Source organism: Erysipelothrix sp. HDW6A, assembly GCF_011400295.1.
In the GTDB taxonomy this organism is placed as follows: Bacteria; Bacillota_I; Bacilli_A; order Erysipelotrichales; family Erysipelotrichaceae; genus Erysipelothrix.
Map to the genome: position 1 here is coordinate 1,276,961 of NZ_CP049859.1, position 14,717 is coordinate 1,291,677.

Annotated in this window: 13 protein-coding genes; all 13 read right to left on the minus strand. The window is 33.1% G+C overall.

Annotated elements, in window-relative coordinates:
- Nucleotides 1-9: 9 nt before the first annotated feature.
- The gene (locus tag G7059_RS06515; protein ID WP_166081278.1) at nt 10-1,056 is read right to left on the minus strand and encodes a sulfotransferase; all 1,047 of its coding nucleotides are present in this window, start codon (nt 1,054-1,056) and stop codon (nt 10-12) included.
- A gap of 15 nt (nt 1,057-1,071) precedes the next feature.
- The gene (locus tag G7059_RS06520; protein ID WP_205700190.1) at nt 1,072-2,058 is read right to left on the minus strand and encodes a glycosyltransferase; all 987 of its coding nucleotides are present in this window, start codon (nt 2,056-2,058) and stop codon (nt 1,072-1,074) included.
- A complete protein-coding gene (locus G7059_RS06525; protein ID WP_166081281.1) occupies nt 2,027-3,538 on the minus strand; it encodes an O-antigen ligase family protein in 1,512 nt (503 codons plus the stop codon). The genes G7059_RS06520 and G7059_RS06525 overlap by 32 nt, the downstream gene beginning before the upstream one ends.
- An 8-nt stretch (nt 3,539-3,546) precedes the next feature.
- Nucleotides 3,547-4,518: a glycosyltransferase gene (locus tag G7059_RS06530; protein ID WP_166081282.1), complete on the minus strand. Its 972-nt coding sequence runs from the start codon at nt 4,516-4,518 to the stop codon at nt 3,547-3,549.
- Nucleotides 4,519-4,598: 80 nt separating this feature from the next.
- On the minus strand, nt 4,599-5,423 hold the full coding sequence (locus tag G7059_RS06535; RefSeq protein ID WP_166081283.1) for a phosphorylcholine transferase LicD: 825 nt from the start codon (nt 5,421-5,423) through the stop codon (nt 4,599-4,601).
- Nucleotides 5,420-6,598, minus strand: coding sequence for a glycosyltransferase (locus tag G7059_RS06540; RefSeq protein ID WP_166081284.1), 1,179 nt, complete (start codon nt 6,596-6,598; stop codon nt 5,420-5,422). The genes G7059_RS06535 and G7059_RS06540 overlap by 4 nt, the downstream gene beginning before the upstream one ends.
- Nucleotides 6,595-7,722 (minus strand): non-hydrolyzing UDP-N-acetylglucosamine 2-epimerase, encoded by a 1,128-nt coding sequence (gene wecB, locus G7059_RS06545; RefSeq protein ID WP_166081285.1) that lies wholly within the window; start codon nt 7,720-7,722, stop codon nt 6,595-6,597. The genes G7059_RS06540 and wecB (G7059_RS06545) overlap by 4 nt, the downstream gene beginning before the upstream one ends.
- Nucleotide 7,723: 1 nt before the next feature.
- Nucleotides 7,724-8,833 carry an NAD-dependent epimerase/dehydratase family protein gene (locus tag G7059_RS06550; RefSeq protein ID WP_166081286.1) on the minus strand — a complete coding sequence of 370 codons (1,110 nt, stop codon included), beginning with the start codon at nt 8,831-8,833 and terminating at the stop codon, nt 7,724-7,726.
- On the minus strand, nt 8,830-9,852 hold the full coding sequence (locus tag G7059_RS06555) for a polysaccharide biosynthesis protein (RefSeq protein WP_166081287.1): 1,023 nt from the start codon (nt 9,850-9,852) through the stop codon (nt 8,830-8,832). The genes G7059_RS06550 and G7059_RS06555 overlap by 4 nt, the downstream gene beginning before the upstream one ends.
- Nucleotides 9,836-11,053, minus strand: a complete 1,218-nt coding sequence (locus tag G7059_RS06560) for a glycosyltransferase family 4 protein (protein WP_166081288.1) — start codon at nt 11,051-11,053, stop codon at nt 9,836-9,838. The genes G7059_RS06555 and G7059_RS06560 overlap by 17 nt, the downstream gene beginning before the upstream one ends.
- A gap of 15 nt (nt 11,054-11,068) precedes the next feature.
- Complete coding sequence (locus tag G7059_RS06565; protein ID WP_166081289.1) at nt 11,069-12,874, minus strand: EpsG family protein; 1,806 nt, start codon at nt 12,872-12,874, stop codon at nt 11,069-11,071.
- A gap of 15 nt (nt 12,875-12,889) precedes the next feature.
- The gene (gene wecB, locus G7059_RS06570) at nt 12,890-13,996 is read right to left on the minus strand and encodes a non-hydrolyzing UDP-N-acetylglucosamine 2-epimerase (RefSeq protein ID WP_166081290.1); all 1,107 of its coding nucleotides are present in this window, start codon (nt 13,994-13,996) and stop codon (nt 12,890-12,892) included.
- Nucleotides 13,989-14,711, minus strand: a complete 723-nt coding sequence (locus G7059_RS06575) for a WecB/TagA/CpsF family glycosyltransferase (RefSeq protein WP_166081291.1) — start codon at nt 14,709-14,711, stop codon at nt 13,989-13,991. The genes wecB (G7059_RS06570) and G7059_RS06575 overlap by 8 nt, the downstream gene beginning before the upstream one ends.
- Nucleotides 14,712-14,717 lie beyond the last annotated feature (6 nt).

Sequence of the window (14,717 nt, forward strand, 5' to 3'; positions counted from 1 at the left end):
AATCTCCTTTTAAAAGGCTAGTTTAGTATCTGATTCTCTTTCATAAGGGAATTCATAAAGATATTCCTCAAGTTCAGCACTGATAATTGCGATTTCTTCTTTATATTCTGGTCGATTCAAAAAAACTTGTGTATTATTAATGGAAATCTCAGGATTAAACGACGTATTCGGACGTTTATGATCTTCGGGTTGAAGTTCTAAAAGTTCCATAATATCAGATAATGTATCATCATATTTATAGATTAAATCCTCAAAATGAATTCTAAGTATTTGATCGTTATCAAATTTAATCTCACTTTGACGCATTTTCTTATAGAAAACACAGAAGTCTTTTGGATTAGTTGGATAAGGAACCGTTTCATTCGATTTGCTATGAACATACTTATTTAACAAGTAAACGTCTCTTGGGTCTCTTTCAACTACTATCACTTTAGCGTTTGTATCAAAATAGTTCTCCAAGCGATGTAAATTAAATGGCAATAAGAGTTGGTCAAGAATTAGATTTCTTTGATCATTGCCAATCATTAAGAATAAAGAGTTTAAATACTTCTTGGCTGCAGAATAGAACTCATCTTCATTAGGAAAAGATAACCACATCTCAGGATAGAGTAATGGTTTCTTACCATTATACTTATTTAATGTAACTTTTTTTAGAATCTTATTAAATGCAAGACGAATTCCCATTTTTAAGCTTGTGTTCTCTTGATAATACCAATATTGCTGTGTCTTCGTAAGAATAATATCGTCCATAAAAGCCTCTGTATGCTTCAAAAAGTCTGGACCAAAAGTCTCTTTATAATGTCCTACCCACCAGTATTTCTTATCATACAACTGGGACATTGTATGGTAATAAGTATGAAGTGCTTCATCGCTTCGTATTGCATTATTACCAATAAGAAGTTTATCTTCTAAGTCAAAAAGACCATTAGGACAGTGTAAAAAGACATATTCATGAGAACCATAATCAGCAAAATATCCATCAAATTCCGATATTAAGTCAGTTACAGCAGATGAACCTGATGACATATAACCTGTAGGTATAAGAATGTTTTTCATATGTACTCCTAATTTCTATTTGATTTTCTTTGCAATATCTAAAATAAGTTTCGATAAACTATTAAATCCTAAATAATTGAGTTTAGCTACCAATATTCTCTTTGAAGGTATATTGAAATCTGATTTTGCCTTATTTATGTTTACTTGATTTGACTTGGCATAATCTCTGAATTTACGAATAACGTTATTTTTTTCTTTGTTATTATGGAGTGTAATTCTATTGATTGTTGTAATAAGCACATGATCAACAATAAAATAGTTATGAACATAGGCTAAATCATTCCATAAATTTTTAGAAATTAAGAAATCCTTCAAATCATCAAGAACAGTAATCATGTCTAAATTCTTTTCTGAGTTTTCATTATTCATTATTGAGACTTCACGATTATGACAGTGATACATCCCACGATGAATTGTACCTATTTTTTCGGTTTGGAAAAGCAATTTTGTAGTAAAAGAAAAATCTTCATACCAGAGTCCTAATGGGAATCGGCTATCACCTACAAATTCTGCACGGAACATTTTATTACAAGCTGACGGAGTAACTGTGTACTTGCTTTCAAATGTTGATGATTGATGATATATTTCATGATCAACAAAATGGTCAACCATATCACAAATCACAATGTCTTGATTGTTTTCTTCTGCTTCATTGTACATTACTTCATACATATCTAAATCGACCCAGTCATCACTATCGACAAATGCGTAGTACTTACCTTGTGCAAGTTTTAGCGCATTGTTTCGAGCTGCTGATAGTCCTTGATTTTCTTGGTTGATAACCTTTATTAAATCAGGATAATTTTGAGCATACTTATTGATAATATCAGGTGAATGATCTGTAGAACCGTCATTAGTTATTATTACTTCATAATTATCAAGAGTTTGATTTACAATTGAATCAAGACATTTAATTAAATAATCACCAGTGTTATATACTGGGACAACTATACTAACTTTTACCATCATGTTACCTACTTTCTGGAATTCTTCTTTTTGCATTCTTTTGTTTCATTTCTTTAAATGAGAATGTACTTATTGTGATTAAACTTAATATATAGGAAATATAGAAAAGCACGTTGGGACGTTTTAATACATTACCTGAAAATTGAGCCGCCCCCAGAATTAATACTAAGGCTACTAAGTAAATCCCAAGATTTTCGTTGAAACGATTTTCTTTAACAAAGAAGTAGTTCCCTATTCCACGAATTAATATATAAATAAACAATGAAATATAAATCGCAAAACCAATGTAACCGTAAGAATAGAATATACCATGTAGATCATTTTCTAAATCATAGTTAGTACCACCAATTGTATAAGCTGCTTGTTCAAAACCAAAGAGATGTTGTGCTGTACTCGACTGATCATAAACTAAAGAAACGGCAACTAACTTTGAATTACGGTTATTAATAAGTGAATCTGCATTGAGACTGTAGTTGTATTTTTCTGCAACCTTTTCAATTCCGAATTGTTCTACTAAATCCTTGGTATATAGACTATAAACTTTTGTATATAAGTCAACATTCTCTAAGAAGTAATCCTTACCGGTTAGATTTGATTCAGGTTTTCCAGGGTCTGGTTTTGCAACCTCAGTTTCAATATCATTAATCTCATTTTGCCACTCATCAAATGCAATATTTGTATAGTATGTATTAATATGCATTGGTGAGTAATCTTTACATACGTAAACAATCCCTAAACTAAGGACAACTAAACCGAGTTTTAACCAGTGTTTATTTTTGGATAACAGAGTAATGACTATTAATGCAGCTCCAATAAGGAATATTGAATAGAATGTAAGTTTTGTTCCAAAGAAGAATAAACTCGCAATGCTTAAAGCAATAAGCACTATTGAAATAATGATGTTTTTTGCTTTAATGGAAACTAATAAGGTAATACTTGCGATAACACAAATAATTACACTTTGAGAATTACCTGTAAGGAACCATCCTTTAACTCCAAATGCACCTACTGTAGCATTGTAATATGTAAATTCAGGAATACCAAGCAGGTAGCTTAGGACAATTGAAAGCGAAATAATGATTAGGTTTACAACAATTAATACATTAGCGATTTTAGTGACTTCTTCTGAATCATAGTCTGCTTTTATTTGTCGGAAGATATCATTAAATGCTAAATAGAATAAAGGAAGTTGAACAACGCGTAAATACATCGCAATATCAGACATAATCGATTGATATCCCGAAACATAGTTTGCAATAAAATGAGCAGTAAAAAAGACACTCAGTAATCCTATTAGGATATAATAGTGCTTTTTCTTGTCGGATATTATAAAACCATACAAGGTTACAACTGCTAGTAGAGCAAATCTTGCAATAGTTGAAATAGCGCTGACATTGGCATTCGAAGCAAAAAATGATGCTATGTCCAACACAGGTTGTATCACCACAATTATTGATAAGAATATCAATGTTTGTCGTGAACTAAAACGTTCATTTGAATTTATATAACTTTTCATGTATTCACCTATCTAAATTTAAACATTAAAGCAATTGGACCGTACAACCTTATGTTGAGCAAATTAAAAATAAGTCGATGCTTAATGTTTAATTCTTTGACAGCATGATTTGATTTGTAATTCGGAAACATGTTTCTAAATTCTTTGTCAATCTCTTTTGCGAGTTGGCGGTTGTTTGCACGAATTAAGCGAACCATGGTTGGTATATAAAATTGATTAATTGCTAATTTTTCTATATCGTCTCTATATTCATTATAGAGATTATTTTTTTCATAAAACTTAATAAGTTCTTTAAAGACAGTAACAATATCCTTGTTCTTCTCAGAACCAAGAGACGCCATAATAGAGCCTTCTCTTTGAACATAGTATAGAGCCTGGTGATTAATTACCATTGCTCGTTGAGAATAAATATAGTATTGATGACTGTATAGTAAGTCTTCATACCATATTCCTTCTTTGAAATTTAAGTTGTTGTTAATTAAATTATCACGTAGATATAGACGATTCCATACAGCATTGTGAATATGGAACAAATTTCGGTTTTCTTGAGGATTAATAACTTCATTAACAGGCACAGAATCTATTTTGTAGAGTTCAAGATAGTTCCCCTGCTCATCTACTTGCTCAAATCCATCAACAATATAATCCAGATTGTGTTTCTCAGCAAGATTAATCATTATCTCAAGCGTATCGTTCTTAATGTAGTCATCACTATCGATAAAATAGATGTATTTTCCTGTAGCTCTTTCAACACCACGGTTTCTACTTGCACTTAAACCACTATTTTTTTGATCGATTACTTTAAAAAGATCAGGATATTCTGACGCGAAGCGATGTACAATTTCGGCACTTCCATCTGTTGGTCCATCATTAATAACAATAATTTCAAAATCATTGATTGTCTGATTTACCAATGAAGTAAGACAACGCTCAAGGAGCGTCTCTACGTTATAAACCGGTACAATTACACTAACTTTCATAATATATCTTGCCTTTCTAAAATCATTAAGATTATATCACTTACATCTGTACATCACAAGGTTTCAAACGATGTGAAAAATCACTCAAATGTATGATTTGAGACTCTTTCATCTAAAGGTGGTAAACTTCTCCAATCACCATAAAATGAGCTTAGAATTCTATCGTATGCACGAGGAACAGGAAACTTTTCTCCTTCGAAATCCACATAAATTACATCATGAAGCTCATCTTTACTGATCTTAAGTAAATCATAGTCTTCCTCTTTGACATTGTCACATAAACAAGTAAGATACTGAAGCGATTGATCAGAATTGTAGCGAGTCATGAGTGCTTCTCTCTCCTGATACCATTTCTTAAGGAATGGATTCCAACGGTGTGTAAGAATATTAAAGAATCTAAGTGAACCACGAATTAAGCGATTCGGTAAATTTTGTTTCGGTGAAGCGTAAGTATACACAAACATTACAAACTTATTATGCAAGTTCTTAATTCTGTGAATGAATTCCGCTTTCTCTACTGGGTCATTTGGAAGTGCATCAAATGGGAAAATATCAATCCAGACTCCTTGATTAATTCCCGTATATGTTGTCGATTTTTCTTTCATTTCAATATTTTTACTTCGTATTTTCCCGAAACCATACCAGTATTGATCTTCAACGTCTCCATCAGTAAAAAACATATCGTCGGGTAGTTCGTCTTCAATGATAGTTTTTAAATAGTCATAAGACTCTCTTGTCATAACTGTATCGACATCATCGTCCCATGGAATAAAACCTTGATGACGCATTGCACCAATTAAGGTTCCGTATGCCAAAGTATAGGTGATGTTATGTTTCTTACAAATGGTGTCAAAAGTCTTTAAAATTCGTAGTTCTTCTCTTTGAATATCTTTAATATCACTCATAATTTCTCTATTTCCTTAAGATAATTTTCTATCATTTTCTCTTTTGAAAACTTAAAAGAGTATTCTCGACAAGCTTCAGATGAATAACGAACAAAATCAAAATTCTGTATACTTGTTGCTAGTAAATCTATATCATTAGCTTTAACAACTAATCCAACCTCGTCCCCTACTATTTCGGGTACTGCTGTCTGATCATACACGATAACAGGAGTTCCACATGCTAAAGCTTCAACAGTAGTAAGACCCATCGTTTCTTCTTGACTGAGGTTTAGATAAATATCTGCATTTGAATAGTATTCCACTAATTCTGATACATTTTCCGTTCTCGTGATGCCTTTGATTGAGGATGGTAGTCCCTCACACTGTTGTTTTGATAATCCAATAAGTGTGATCTTGTAGTCCTCTGGTAGTCGCTTGCTTAATTCAATAAAATCATCCAGTCCTTTACGTTTCTCCCAAATGTTTGCAACACCTAGTAGGTTAATTTCTGTAGAGTTTGATTCATTTTTAAGTGGTCTAAAAACCTGGAGGTCAATTCCGTTATAAATTCTCTTTATTTTATAAGAATTTAAGAAAGTTTGTTCGGTTAATTGTTTTAACCAGTCTGAAGGTGTAAGAATTGTTAAGTTATTTATATTAGAAAAAGCTTCTTTTTTCCAATTGAAGTTGTATTTTTGATTTGAAAACCCCAAAGACTCTGGATACTCTCGAGTAGTATTACACTCAACACATCCTTTATCCCAAACTTTACAACCTGAATACGAGAAGTAAGCGCTGCTTCCACTGAAAGACCAGCAATCATGTAGAGTCCATAGAATCTTGGTCTGTGGTCGTGTCTTTAAATAGTTAAATAGCATTCTCACATTGAGGTAGTATCCATGAAGATTGTGTAAATGTATTACCTCAGGATTATACTCATCGATTACTTTTATTAATTTCTTTGTCTCTAAACTAGAATGCAAACCGTGTCTCCCAAGAAGACGAGTCATAAGTACATGCCAGTATGTAGAAATTTTACTTCCAAAATAGAACGTATCTTCTGAATTCTCTTGAGGATATCGGCCATACGCAACTAAAACATCGTGACCTGCTTGCTTGGATGCATTTGCAATGTCTCGAACTAACTTCCCGGTGCTTCCGTAATCTACAACTGAATTAATAAAAAGAATTTTCATCGTTTTTGCCAGACTACTCTATTTATATAGTCGGTGTATGAAAGGATGATACGAAGCACTTTTTCCGAAACATTTGGCATGCTATAGTCTGAGACATGACGTAATGTAGATATTTCTTGAGTTTCAAGCACTTCTAGTCCTTGTAGCACGCGATCTTTGTGTAAGCCAACCATCATAACACTTGCCTCTTCCATTGCTTCTGGACGCTCGTGTGCCTCTCTCAGGTTTAACGCTTTAAAACCAAGTATCGATGATTCTTCAGATATAGTACCACTATCACTTAATGTAGCCTTAGAATGAAGTTGTAAGGTTACATAGTCATTGAATCCAAGTGGTTTAAGAATTTGCACATTAGGATGGAACTCTATATTAAGTTTCTCAATCATGTTCTTTGTGCGTGGATGTGTACTTACTATTACAGGATAGTTATATTTCTCGGCAACTGTATTAAGTGTTTCTACTAAGTTCATAAAATTTGTTCGTGAATTTATGTTCTCATCCCGGTGAGCAGAAACCACAAAATAGTGTCCCTCTTTTAAATTTAGGCGTTCCAAGATTGTATTTGCTTCAATATCTTCTTTTCGGGATTGAAGAACTTCATACATTGGACTTCCTGTTTTTATGATTCTATCTGCAGATAAGCCTTCACGTAAAAGGTATTCACGAGCAATATCACTGTATGTTAGGTTAATATCTGAAATATGGTCTACTATTTTACGATTAGTTTCTTCAGGGACACGTTGATCAAAACAACGATTCCCTGCTTCCATATGGAAAATAGGAATTTGAAGACGCTTGGCTGCAATAGCACATAGACAGCTGTTTGTATCTCCTAGTACTAGGAATGCATCAGGTTTTACAGACTCTAGTATTGGTTCAATTTTAACAAGAATATTACCAATTGTTCCAATAGGCTGTCCTGTAGCAGTATCAAGGAAGTAATCAGGTTTCTTAATTTTGAAATCATTAAAGAAAACCTCGTTAAGCTCATAGTCATAATTTTGACCTGTATGAACAAGAACATGTTCAATAGCGCTTGATGACTCTAAACGGTTGATAACAGCTGAAAGTCGAATAATTTCTGGTCGTGTACCGACCACGGTCATAACTTTTAATTTTTTCATTTTAAACCTCCATGGTGTATGTATCTGGATTATTTTGATCAAATATCTCATTGACCCAAATAATTGTTATTAAGTCTTCGTTACTCTCATTGACAATAGAATGAGTATAACCTGCAGGAATATCAATAACATTAAGTTCATCTCCTGATACTTTATAGGAATATACAGTATCAGAGTCAATTTCTCTTAATTTAATGACTCCCTCTCCCCTTACTACAAGAAACTTCTCATGTTTAGTATGATGCCAATGGTTTCCTTTAGTAATACCAGGCTTTGATACATTAATACTTACTTGACCTCTGTCACTTGATTTAAGAAACTCAGTAAAACTGCCACGCTCATCGATGTGACTTACTAAACTGTATGAAAAATCTTTAGGATCCAAATAACTCAAATATGTACTGTAAAGTTTCTTAATGAGTTCGTCTCCCAGGTTTGGAATCACTAATGAGCTTCGACCTTCCTTAAATGATTGAAGAGTTTGCGCAATAGAGCCAAGTTTAGTCTCATAGTTCTTTGAAACAGAACAGTAGTACGTATCGATTCGATTTGGACTACCCTTTAAAGTACTAATCATCTCTGTTACGACATCATCAATATATTCAAGTGTAATTTCAGTATCTGGATTATTAATACTTATTGGAATATTTCTACTGATGTTATAGCACCAAGTGGCAATCACTGAATTGTAGTTTGGAGTAGACCATTTTCCAAAAAGATTATGGAAACGATAAATAAACACTTCAGCTCCAGAACTGATTGAATAGTCGATAATTGTTTGTTCAGCGAGCAATTTACTCTTACCATATGGGTTGTCTAAAGATGCCTGAATACTGCTTGATAGCAATATTGGCGTCTTACGATTGAATGTTAGTAATTGTTTGCATAAGTAATCTGTAAAATCAGAATTGCCTCTATAGTAGTCTTCAACATTTTCTGGACGATTCACTCCTGCAAGATGAATAATGAAATCAGATTCCTTGAGATAGTTATCAAGTTCTTCTAATGAATCATCTTTATTGTAAGCAAAAACTTCATAACCGTGATTATGAAGTGAGCTTGTTACGTTCTTACCAACAAAACCAGCAGCACCTGTAACTAATATTTTCATTGTATAAAATCCTTTATTTCATCCTGAATTTCATAGAGTGTCTGCAATTTTTCGATTATTTCTGCTTTATTAAGACGGTGTGTATTATGGGAGTTATATTCTTCTTCGGTTACGAGTTCTTCTCCATCAATGAAATACTTATCATAATTTAAGTCGCGTTGGTCCATAGGAATACGATAGTAATTTCCTAAATCAACTGATTTTACGTATTCTTCTTTTGTTAAGAGCGTTTCATAGATTTTTTCACCATGACGTGTACCGATAATTCGAGTACCTACATTAGATTGAGTTAATTCAAGAATTGCTTCCGCTAAATCTGAAATTGTACTTGCAGGTGACTTTTGAACAAATAAATCTCCTGGTTTTCCATTGTTAAATGCAAATAGTACTAAATCAACTGCTTCATCAAGGGACATTAAAAAACGTGTCATATTGGGATTAGTTAAGGTTAGTTGTTTACCTGAACGTATTTGGTCTAAAAACAATGGGATTACTGAGCCGCGAGAAGCCATAACGTTACCATAACGAGTACCACATATTACTGTGCCTGTTTCTTGTGCTAAACGGGCTTTAGCAATAAATGTCTTTTCCATCATTGCTTTTGATATTCCCATTGCATTGATAGGATAAGCAGCTTTGTCAGTTGATAGACAGACTACTTTCTTTACATGATTTTCTATAGCTACTTCGAGTACATTGTCAGTTCCAAGGACATTGGTTTTAACTGCTTCAATTGGGAAAAATTCGCATGAAGGAACCTGTTTTAAAGCTGCTGCATGGAATAAAAAGTCTACACCTCTCATAGCATGGATAAGTGATGATTTATCACGTACGTCACCAATATAGAACTTTAAGCGATCATCATGAAATTCTTTACGCATATCATCCTGTTTTTTCTCATCTCTTGAAAGAATTCTAAGTTCTTTTATCTGATTGTCTTTAAGTAGTCGACGTGCAACTGCATGACCAAATGAACCAGTTCCTCCTGTAATTAAAACGATGCTATTTTTTATTTCCATATTTGATTGCCTCCATTTGTGAAATGATAGTGTCATAAGCTTGAGTACTTGTATAATTATCTACAAGATAATTATAACCATTTTCTCCAAGCTCTTTAATATGAACTTCATCACTTAAAATTGTATTGATGGTCTTTAGCCACAGGTTAGAATCATTGCTTGGAACATAATATCCAAACTTGTTCTCTTCCGCAATACGGCCCATATCACTACTTCTATCAGTTGCACATACTACTGGAAGTTTTTGAGCCATATAACTAAGAAGTCTTTGAGGGAAGTTCGGGATAGTAAAGCGATAATCCAAGAAAATCAAACCTATGTCACAGACATTCATTACATTCATATACTCATTAAATGGTTTGTGTTTTGAATAAAACAAATTAGTTGGTTTCTTACTACTAATATAGTCAGTTATCAAATAATCCATAGCTCCACTACCAACAATAACTAAGCCGACATCATTCCTGTTTTCTATTTTTTCAAAGCATTCTAAGATAAAAGGTACTGACTGCGGTAAACCTAAGTTCCCTCCATAGAATAATAACTTCATGGAATCAGGAAACCCTAAATCTTCTTTTGTTAAACTACTATAATTATTGTCTTCCAAAGTTATTGTATTAGGCAAAATTCCTGTTTTGGCATTTAATTGTGGATTGTTGTTAAGAATATATTGAAGATTAGCTGGTGACATTGTCCCAATAAAATCTGACAACTCATAGAGCTTACGCTCTTGTCTTTTGAAATAGTGATAAACTGGGCCATTTTTTCTCATGATATTCAAATCAATAGCATTTTGTGGAAATATATCCTTTAACATTAAATAGAAGAATGCATCTGGATTTCTACTTTTTAGATATTTCAAAGTTTTTACAATTGTAACAGGCGGTGTTGAATACAACACTAAGTCAAATGATTCATTATGAAGTTCTTCACGTATCGTTCTACAAAATATACTGTCAAACATTACTGTTGCAAGACCTTTTTGGATCATATTACGATTTTTTGTCATTTTAGCTGATTTACTTGCGATATAACGTGTCTTATCGTTGATATATTCAGGTGATATCGCATGTTCAGGTTTATCAGTGCTATAAGCTATTGTAACGTGATGACCCTGCAACACAAAATGATGCATTAAATCTGCATAAATACCTTTTGATATAACACCTTCGTGTGTAGAGTTTAGAAATAGCACTTTCATAAGTTCACCAGCCTTTTAGTTTTCAGTTGATAACGAGGGTTCAATCCAGATGAGTTCGTTATTTAAGTTATAAATTTGTCGAGTATGCATGCCTTCGACAATAATAAAGTCTTTATTTTTAATTCTATTTCGTGAAGCAAAGAATTGATTTACAAATGGTTTATTATTTAAATCAGTATAGACATCAAATCTTGCACCATAATAGGTCACTTCGTATATGTAGTACATTGAGTCAACAAACCATTTTTGTTCAATCAATGAAATCTGATCCCGTTCTTCAAATAAATTCAATACTTGTTCATCAAGCTCATCAATTGAAATTTGTTGATGAACAGGAAACTCTACATCTTGATAGAAGGATTGAATTAGTGAGTCTGTAACGTATACTTTATCAATACGCTCCCCTGTGATAATGTTTTCAAACTGATACACAGGATAGCCTTCATAAAGGTTATATTTTTGAACAATTTCACCATAAATTGGCACAGGAACTGATGATAGAAAATCAGTCACGCGTTCTCCTTTTTGATTAATGATTATATATCCTTGGTGTGATTCTGACCAAACAGAATAATAGTTATCATCTTTAGTTGCAGATACAATGTTATTGGATTTATTAGGTTCTAGTTTGATCTCATTAGATAATAGCTCGTTCTCATCATCAATTAACCCTACAAGAAATGCATAGATGCTTTTAAATTCAGGAGTTTCTTTATTAAAAACATTTGTGTAATTTGTTAGTTTATCAGTCTTTATATATTCTGATTGGTATACCATCGAACTTAATTCTTTCATAAAAGATAAACCTAAGAATGAAATTAAAACTAGATAAATTATTGGCGATACCAAGTAACTTAGCCGTGAGTATTCTCCATAAGTTCCTTGTGTAATCATTGGGAACACCAATACAGCTAAGAAGTAAAAATATATTGCGAAACGTCCTGCTGCTACTGGCGCAAATGATAGTAGGAAATAAACTGAGAATCCAATAAGAAATATATCAACTAGCTTTTTATCATCAAGATCTTTTGTTATAACATCGTAGAACAATACCGTTCCTACAAAAATAACAATTCTAGCCAAGGATGCAAAAGTAACGAGGTTTCGAATGCCCCCTCCACTAGCGTATTCCATAAAACGTGACACTATTCCAATTGATGAGAATGGACTAAGAAGCTGAGTTAATGGTAAAACACTAAAGAGTATACTTCCTACAAAGATGATTAATATTGAACGCTTACTAAAGTCAAGACGTTGGATAATCAGTATTAAGTATAGAATTAGTGCACTTGAGTGTATAAGTGAAAAAAGACCAATACCTATCACTGAAAGAATAATCGAATGCTTTTGATTTTTATCAAACAACAACAATAATGAAAGTGAAATCACCAAGCCTTGGCGTAATGCACTGAAGTTCCACACAAATAAGAACATTGCGTAGTAAATGATAATAGATAGACCTTCGTCTTTCGAATTACGAACAATCCAAACTCCAACAGCACTAATTTGAATCGCTGATAGAAGAGCAACGAAGTATTGATAACTAAGCCCTGTATTCGTAAACAATTTCATGAAATACAGGAAACCTAAATCTGTGTTTGGAAATTCATTTCGAACAATATTGACGGAATTATATATTAATTTTTCATATATATAATTGTACGAAAAATAATCAGCTCCAACTCCATACCTGAATACCGCAAGGAGTAAAATTGGAAGCAATCCTAAAACAGTCTTGACGATTTTAGAATTGAAATTTCGCGAAGACTTAATAGGAATAAATTTTAGTAACAATAGATATAGAAAAATAAAATAATACATAATATCCCCTTTTTACTATTTTTTTCTTAGAAGATTAATTATTGAGTCAACAATTTGAATGCTTGCAGTGCCATCCCCATATGGATTCTGTGCTTGTGCCATAGAGTTATACAAATCAACATCATTAAGTAAGTTATAGAATGAAGAATAGATTACATCTTCATTAACACCAACCAACTTAAGAGTACCTGCAGCAACACCTTCAGGTCTTTCAGTTGTATCACGCATTACAAGTACAGGTTTTCCTAAACTTGGAGCTTCTTCTTGTATTCCACCTGAATCAGTAATAATTAGATATGATTTATTCATTAAATTGTGAAAGTCCACAACATCTAATGGTTCAATTATTCGAATTCTGTCATCATTCCCAAGTATTTCATCAGCAATTTCTCTGACTAATGGATTCATGTGAATTGGATAAACTGCCTTTGTATCAGGATGTTGATCAATAATTCTACGAATTGCTTTAAACATCTGACGCATTGGTTCACCGATATTTTCTCGACGATGTGCAGTTATAAGAATTAAGCGACTATCTGCAGCCCATTCTGTAATATCACTTTGATAATCTTCTTTAACTGTAGTTTTTAATGCATCAATCGCTGTATTACCTGTAATAACGATATGTTCAGGGTTTCTTCCTTCTGCAATAAGATTATCGTAAGCTTGTTGAGTTGGTGCAAAATTTAGAGATGAAATGATACTTACTGCTTGTCTGTTAAATTCTTCTGGGAACGGCGAATAGATATTGTAAGTACGTAAACCAGCCTCTACGTGACCTACTGGGATCTGTAAATAGAAGCAAGCAAGAGCAGAAACAAAAGTAGTTGATGTATCTCCATGAACTAAAACAATATCTGGTTGTTCTTTTTCTAGAACTTCTTTAATTGAGTTTAGTATTTCTGTAGTGACATCAAAAAGTGTTTGTTTTGGCTTCATGATACTTAAATCATAATCAGGTTTTACATCAAAAATTTCTAAGACAGAGTCTAGCATTTCACGATGTTGTCCTGTGACACATACAACAGACTTAATTTCATTTCTGCTTTCGAGTTCTTTCACCAACGGACACATTTTAATTGCTTCCGGTCTTGTTCCGAAAATCGACATAACTTTAATCATTTTTCTTTGCTCCTAACTTGTAAACACGTAAGAAGAAGATAACCTGGTTATCCCAAAATCTCTTCATTCGTTTTGGTTTGAATGCAATACGGTATAGCCATTCAAGATTTAGTTTCATTACTAATTTTGGTGCGCGCTTCGTCATGCCACTCAAGACATCAATGCTGCCGCCACAACCGATAAATACACCTTTATTAATGTCAGCACACTGAATCATGAACAACTCTTGTCTTGGAACTCCTAGTGCGATTAATACTAAATCCGCTTGTGCATCTTGAGCGTAATCATGAGCTTGTTCTAAGGTGTGGTCATAGCCATTAAACAAGCCTTTTATTATGATATTTGGATATTCAGTTTCAAGTTTTGTTTTAAATTTATCAAGAACTTCTTGTTTTGCGCCATATACAAAAAGCGAACGTTTTTCAGTGTTAATGAGCGACAACATATCCTTTACTGTATCAACACCAGCTAAGCGTTCAATATCAGCATTAAAAAGACGATTATACGCCTTTACAACACCAATACCATCAGGTGTTATCAGAGTGTCATCGCCCAACAAAAAATCATAAATTTCTTGAGTACGAGTACCATGCATGATGATTTCAGGATTTGCGGTAACGACATTTACTTTTTTTTGTTCCTTCATACTTCTATCCAAGAAACTATTAACCTCTTCTCTTGGTAAATCAGAAACTTTCTTAATAAGTTTTAGCATTGAACA

Bases quoted from the DNA above. Each gene is read 5' to 3' on its own strand.
- G7059_RS06515 (WP_166081278.1), bottom strand. From the start codon at position 1,056: ATGAAAAACATTCTTATACCTACAGGTTATATGTCATCAGGTTCATCT.
- G7059_RS06520 (WP_205700190.1), bottom strand. From the start codon at position 2,058: ATGCAAAAAGAAGAATTCCAGAAAGTAGGTAACATGATGGTAAAAGTT.
- G7059_RS06525 (WP_166081281.1), bottom strand. From the start codon at position 3,538: ATGAAAAGTTATATAAATTCAAATGAACGTTTTAGTTCACGACAAACA.
- G7059_RS06530 (WP_166081282.1), bottom strand. From the start codon at position 4,518: ATGAAAGTTAGTGTAATTGTACCGGTTTATAACGTAGAGACGCTCCTT.
- G7059_RS06535 (WP_166081283.1), bottom strand. From the start codon at position 5,423: ATGAGTGATATTAAAGATATTCAAAGAGAAGAACTACGAATTTTAAAG.
- G7059_RS06540 (WP_166081284.1), bottom strand. From the start codon at position 6,598: ATGAAAATTCTTTTTATTAATTCAGTTGTAGATTACGGAAGCACCGGG.
- wecB (WP_166081285.1), bottom strand. From the start codon at position 7,722: ATGAAAAAATTAAAAGTTATGACCGTGGTCGGTACACGACCAGAAATT.
- G7059_RS06550 (WP_166081286.1), bottom strand. From the start codon at position 8,833: ATGAAAATATTAGTTACAGGTGCTGCTGGTTTTGTTGGTAAGAACGTA.
- G7059_RS06555 (WP_166081287.1), bottom strand. From the start codon at position 9,852: ATGGAAATAAAAAATAGCATCGTTTTAATTACAGGAGGAACTGGTTCA.
- G7059_RS06560 (WP_166081288.1), bottom strand. From the start codon at position 11,053: ATGAAAGTGCTATTTCTAAACTCTACACACGAAGGTGTTATATCAAAA.
- G7059_RS06565 (WP_166081289.1), bottom strand. From the start codon at position 12,874: ATGTATTATTTTATTTTTCTATATCTATTGTTACTAAAATTTATTCCT.
- wecB (WP_166081290.1), bottom strand. From the start codon at position 13,996: ATGATTAAAGTTATGTCGATTTTCGGAACAAGACCGGAAGCAATTAAA.
- G7059_RS06575 (WP_166081291.1), bottom strand. From the start codon at position 14,711: ATGCTAAAACTTATTAAGAAAGTTTCTGATTTACCAAGAGAAGAGGTT.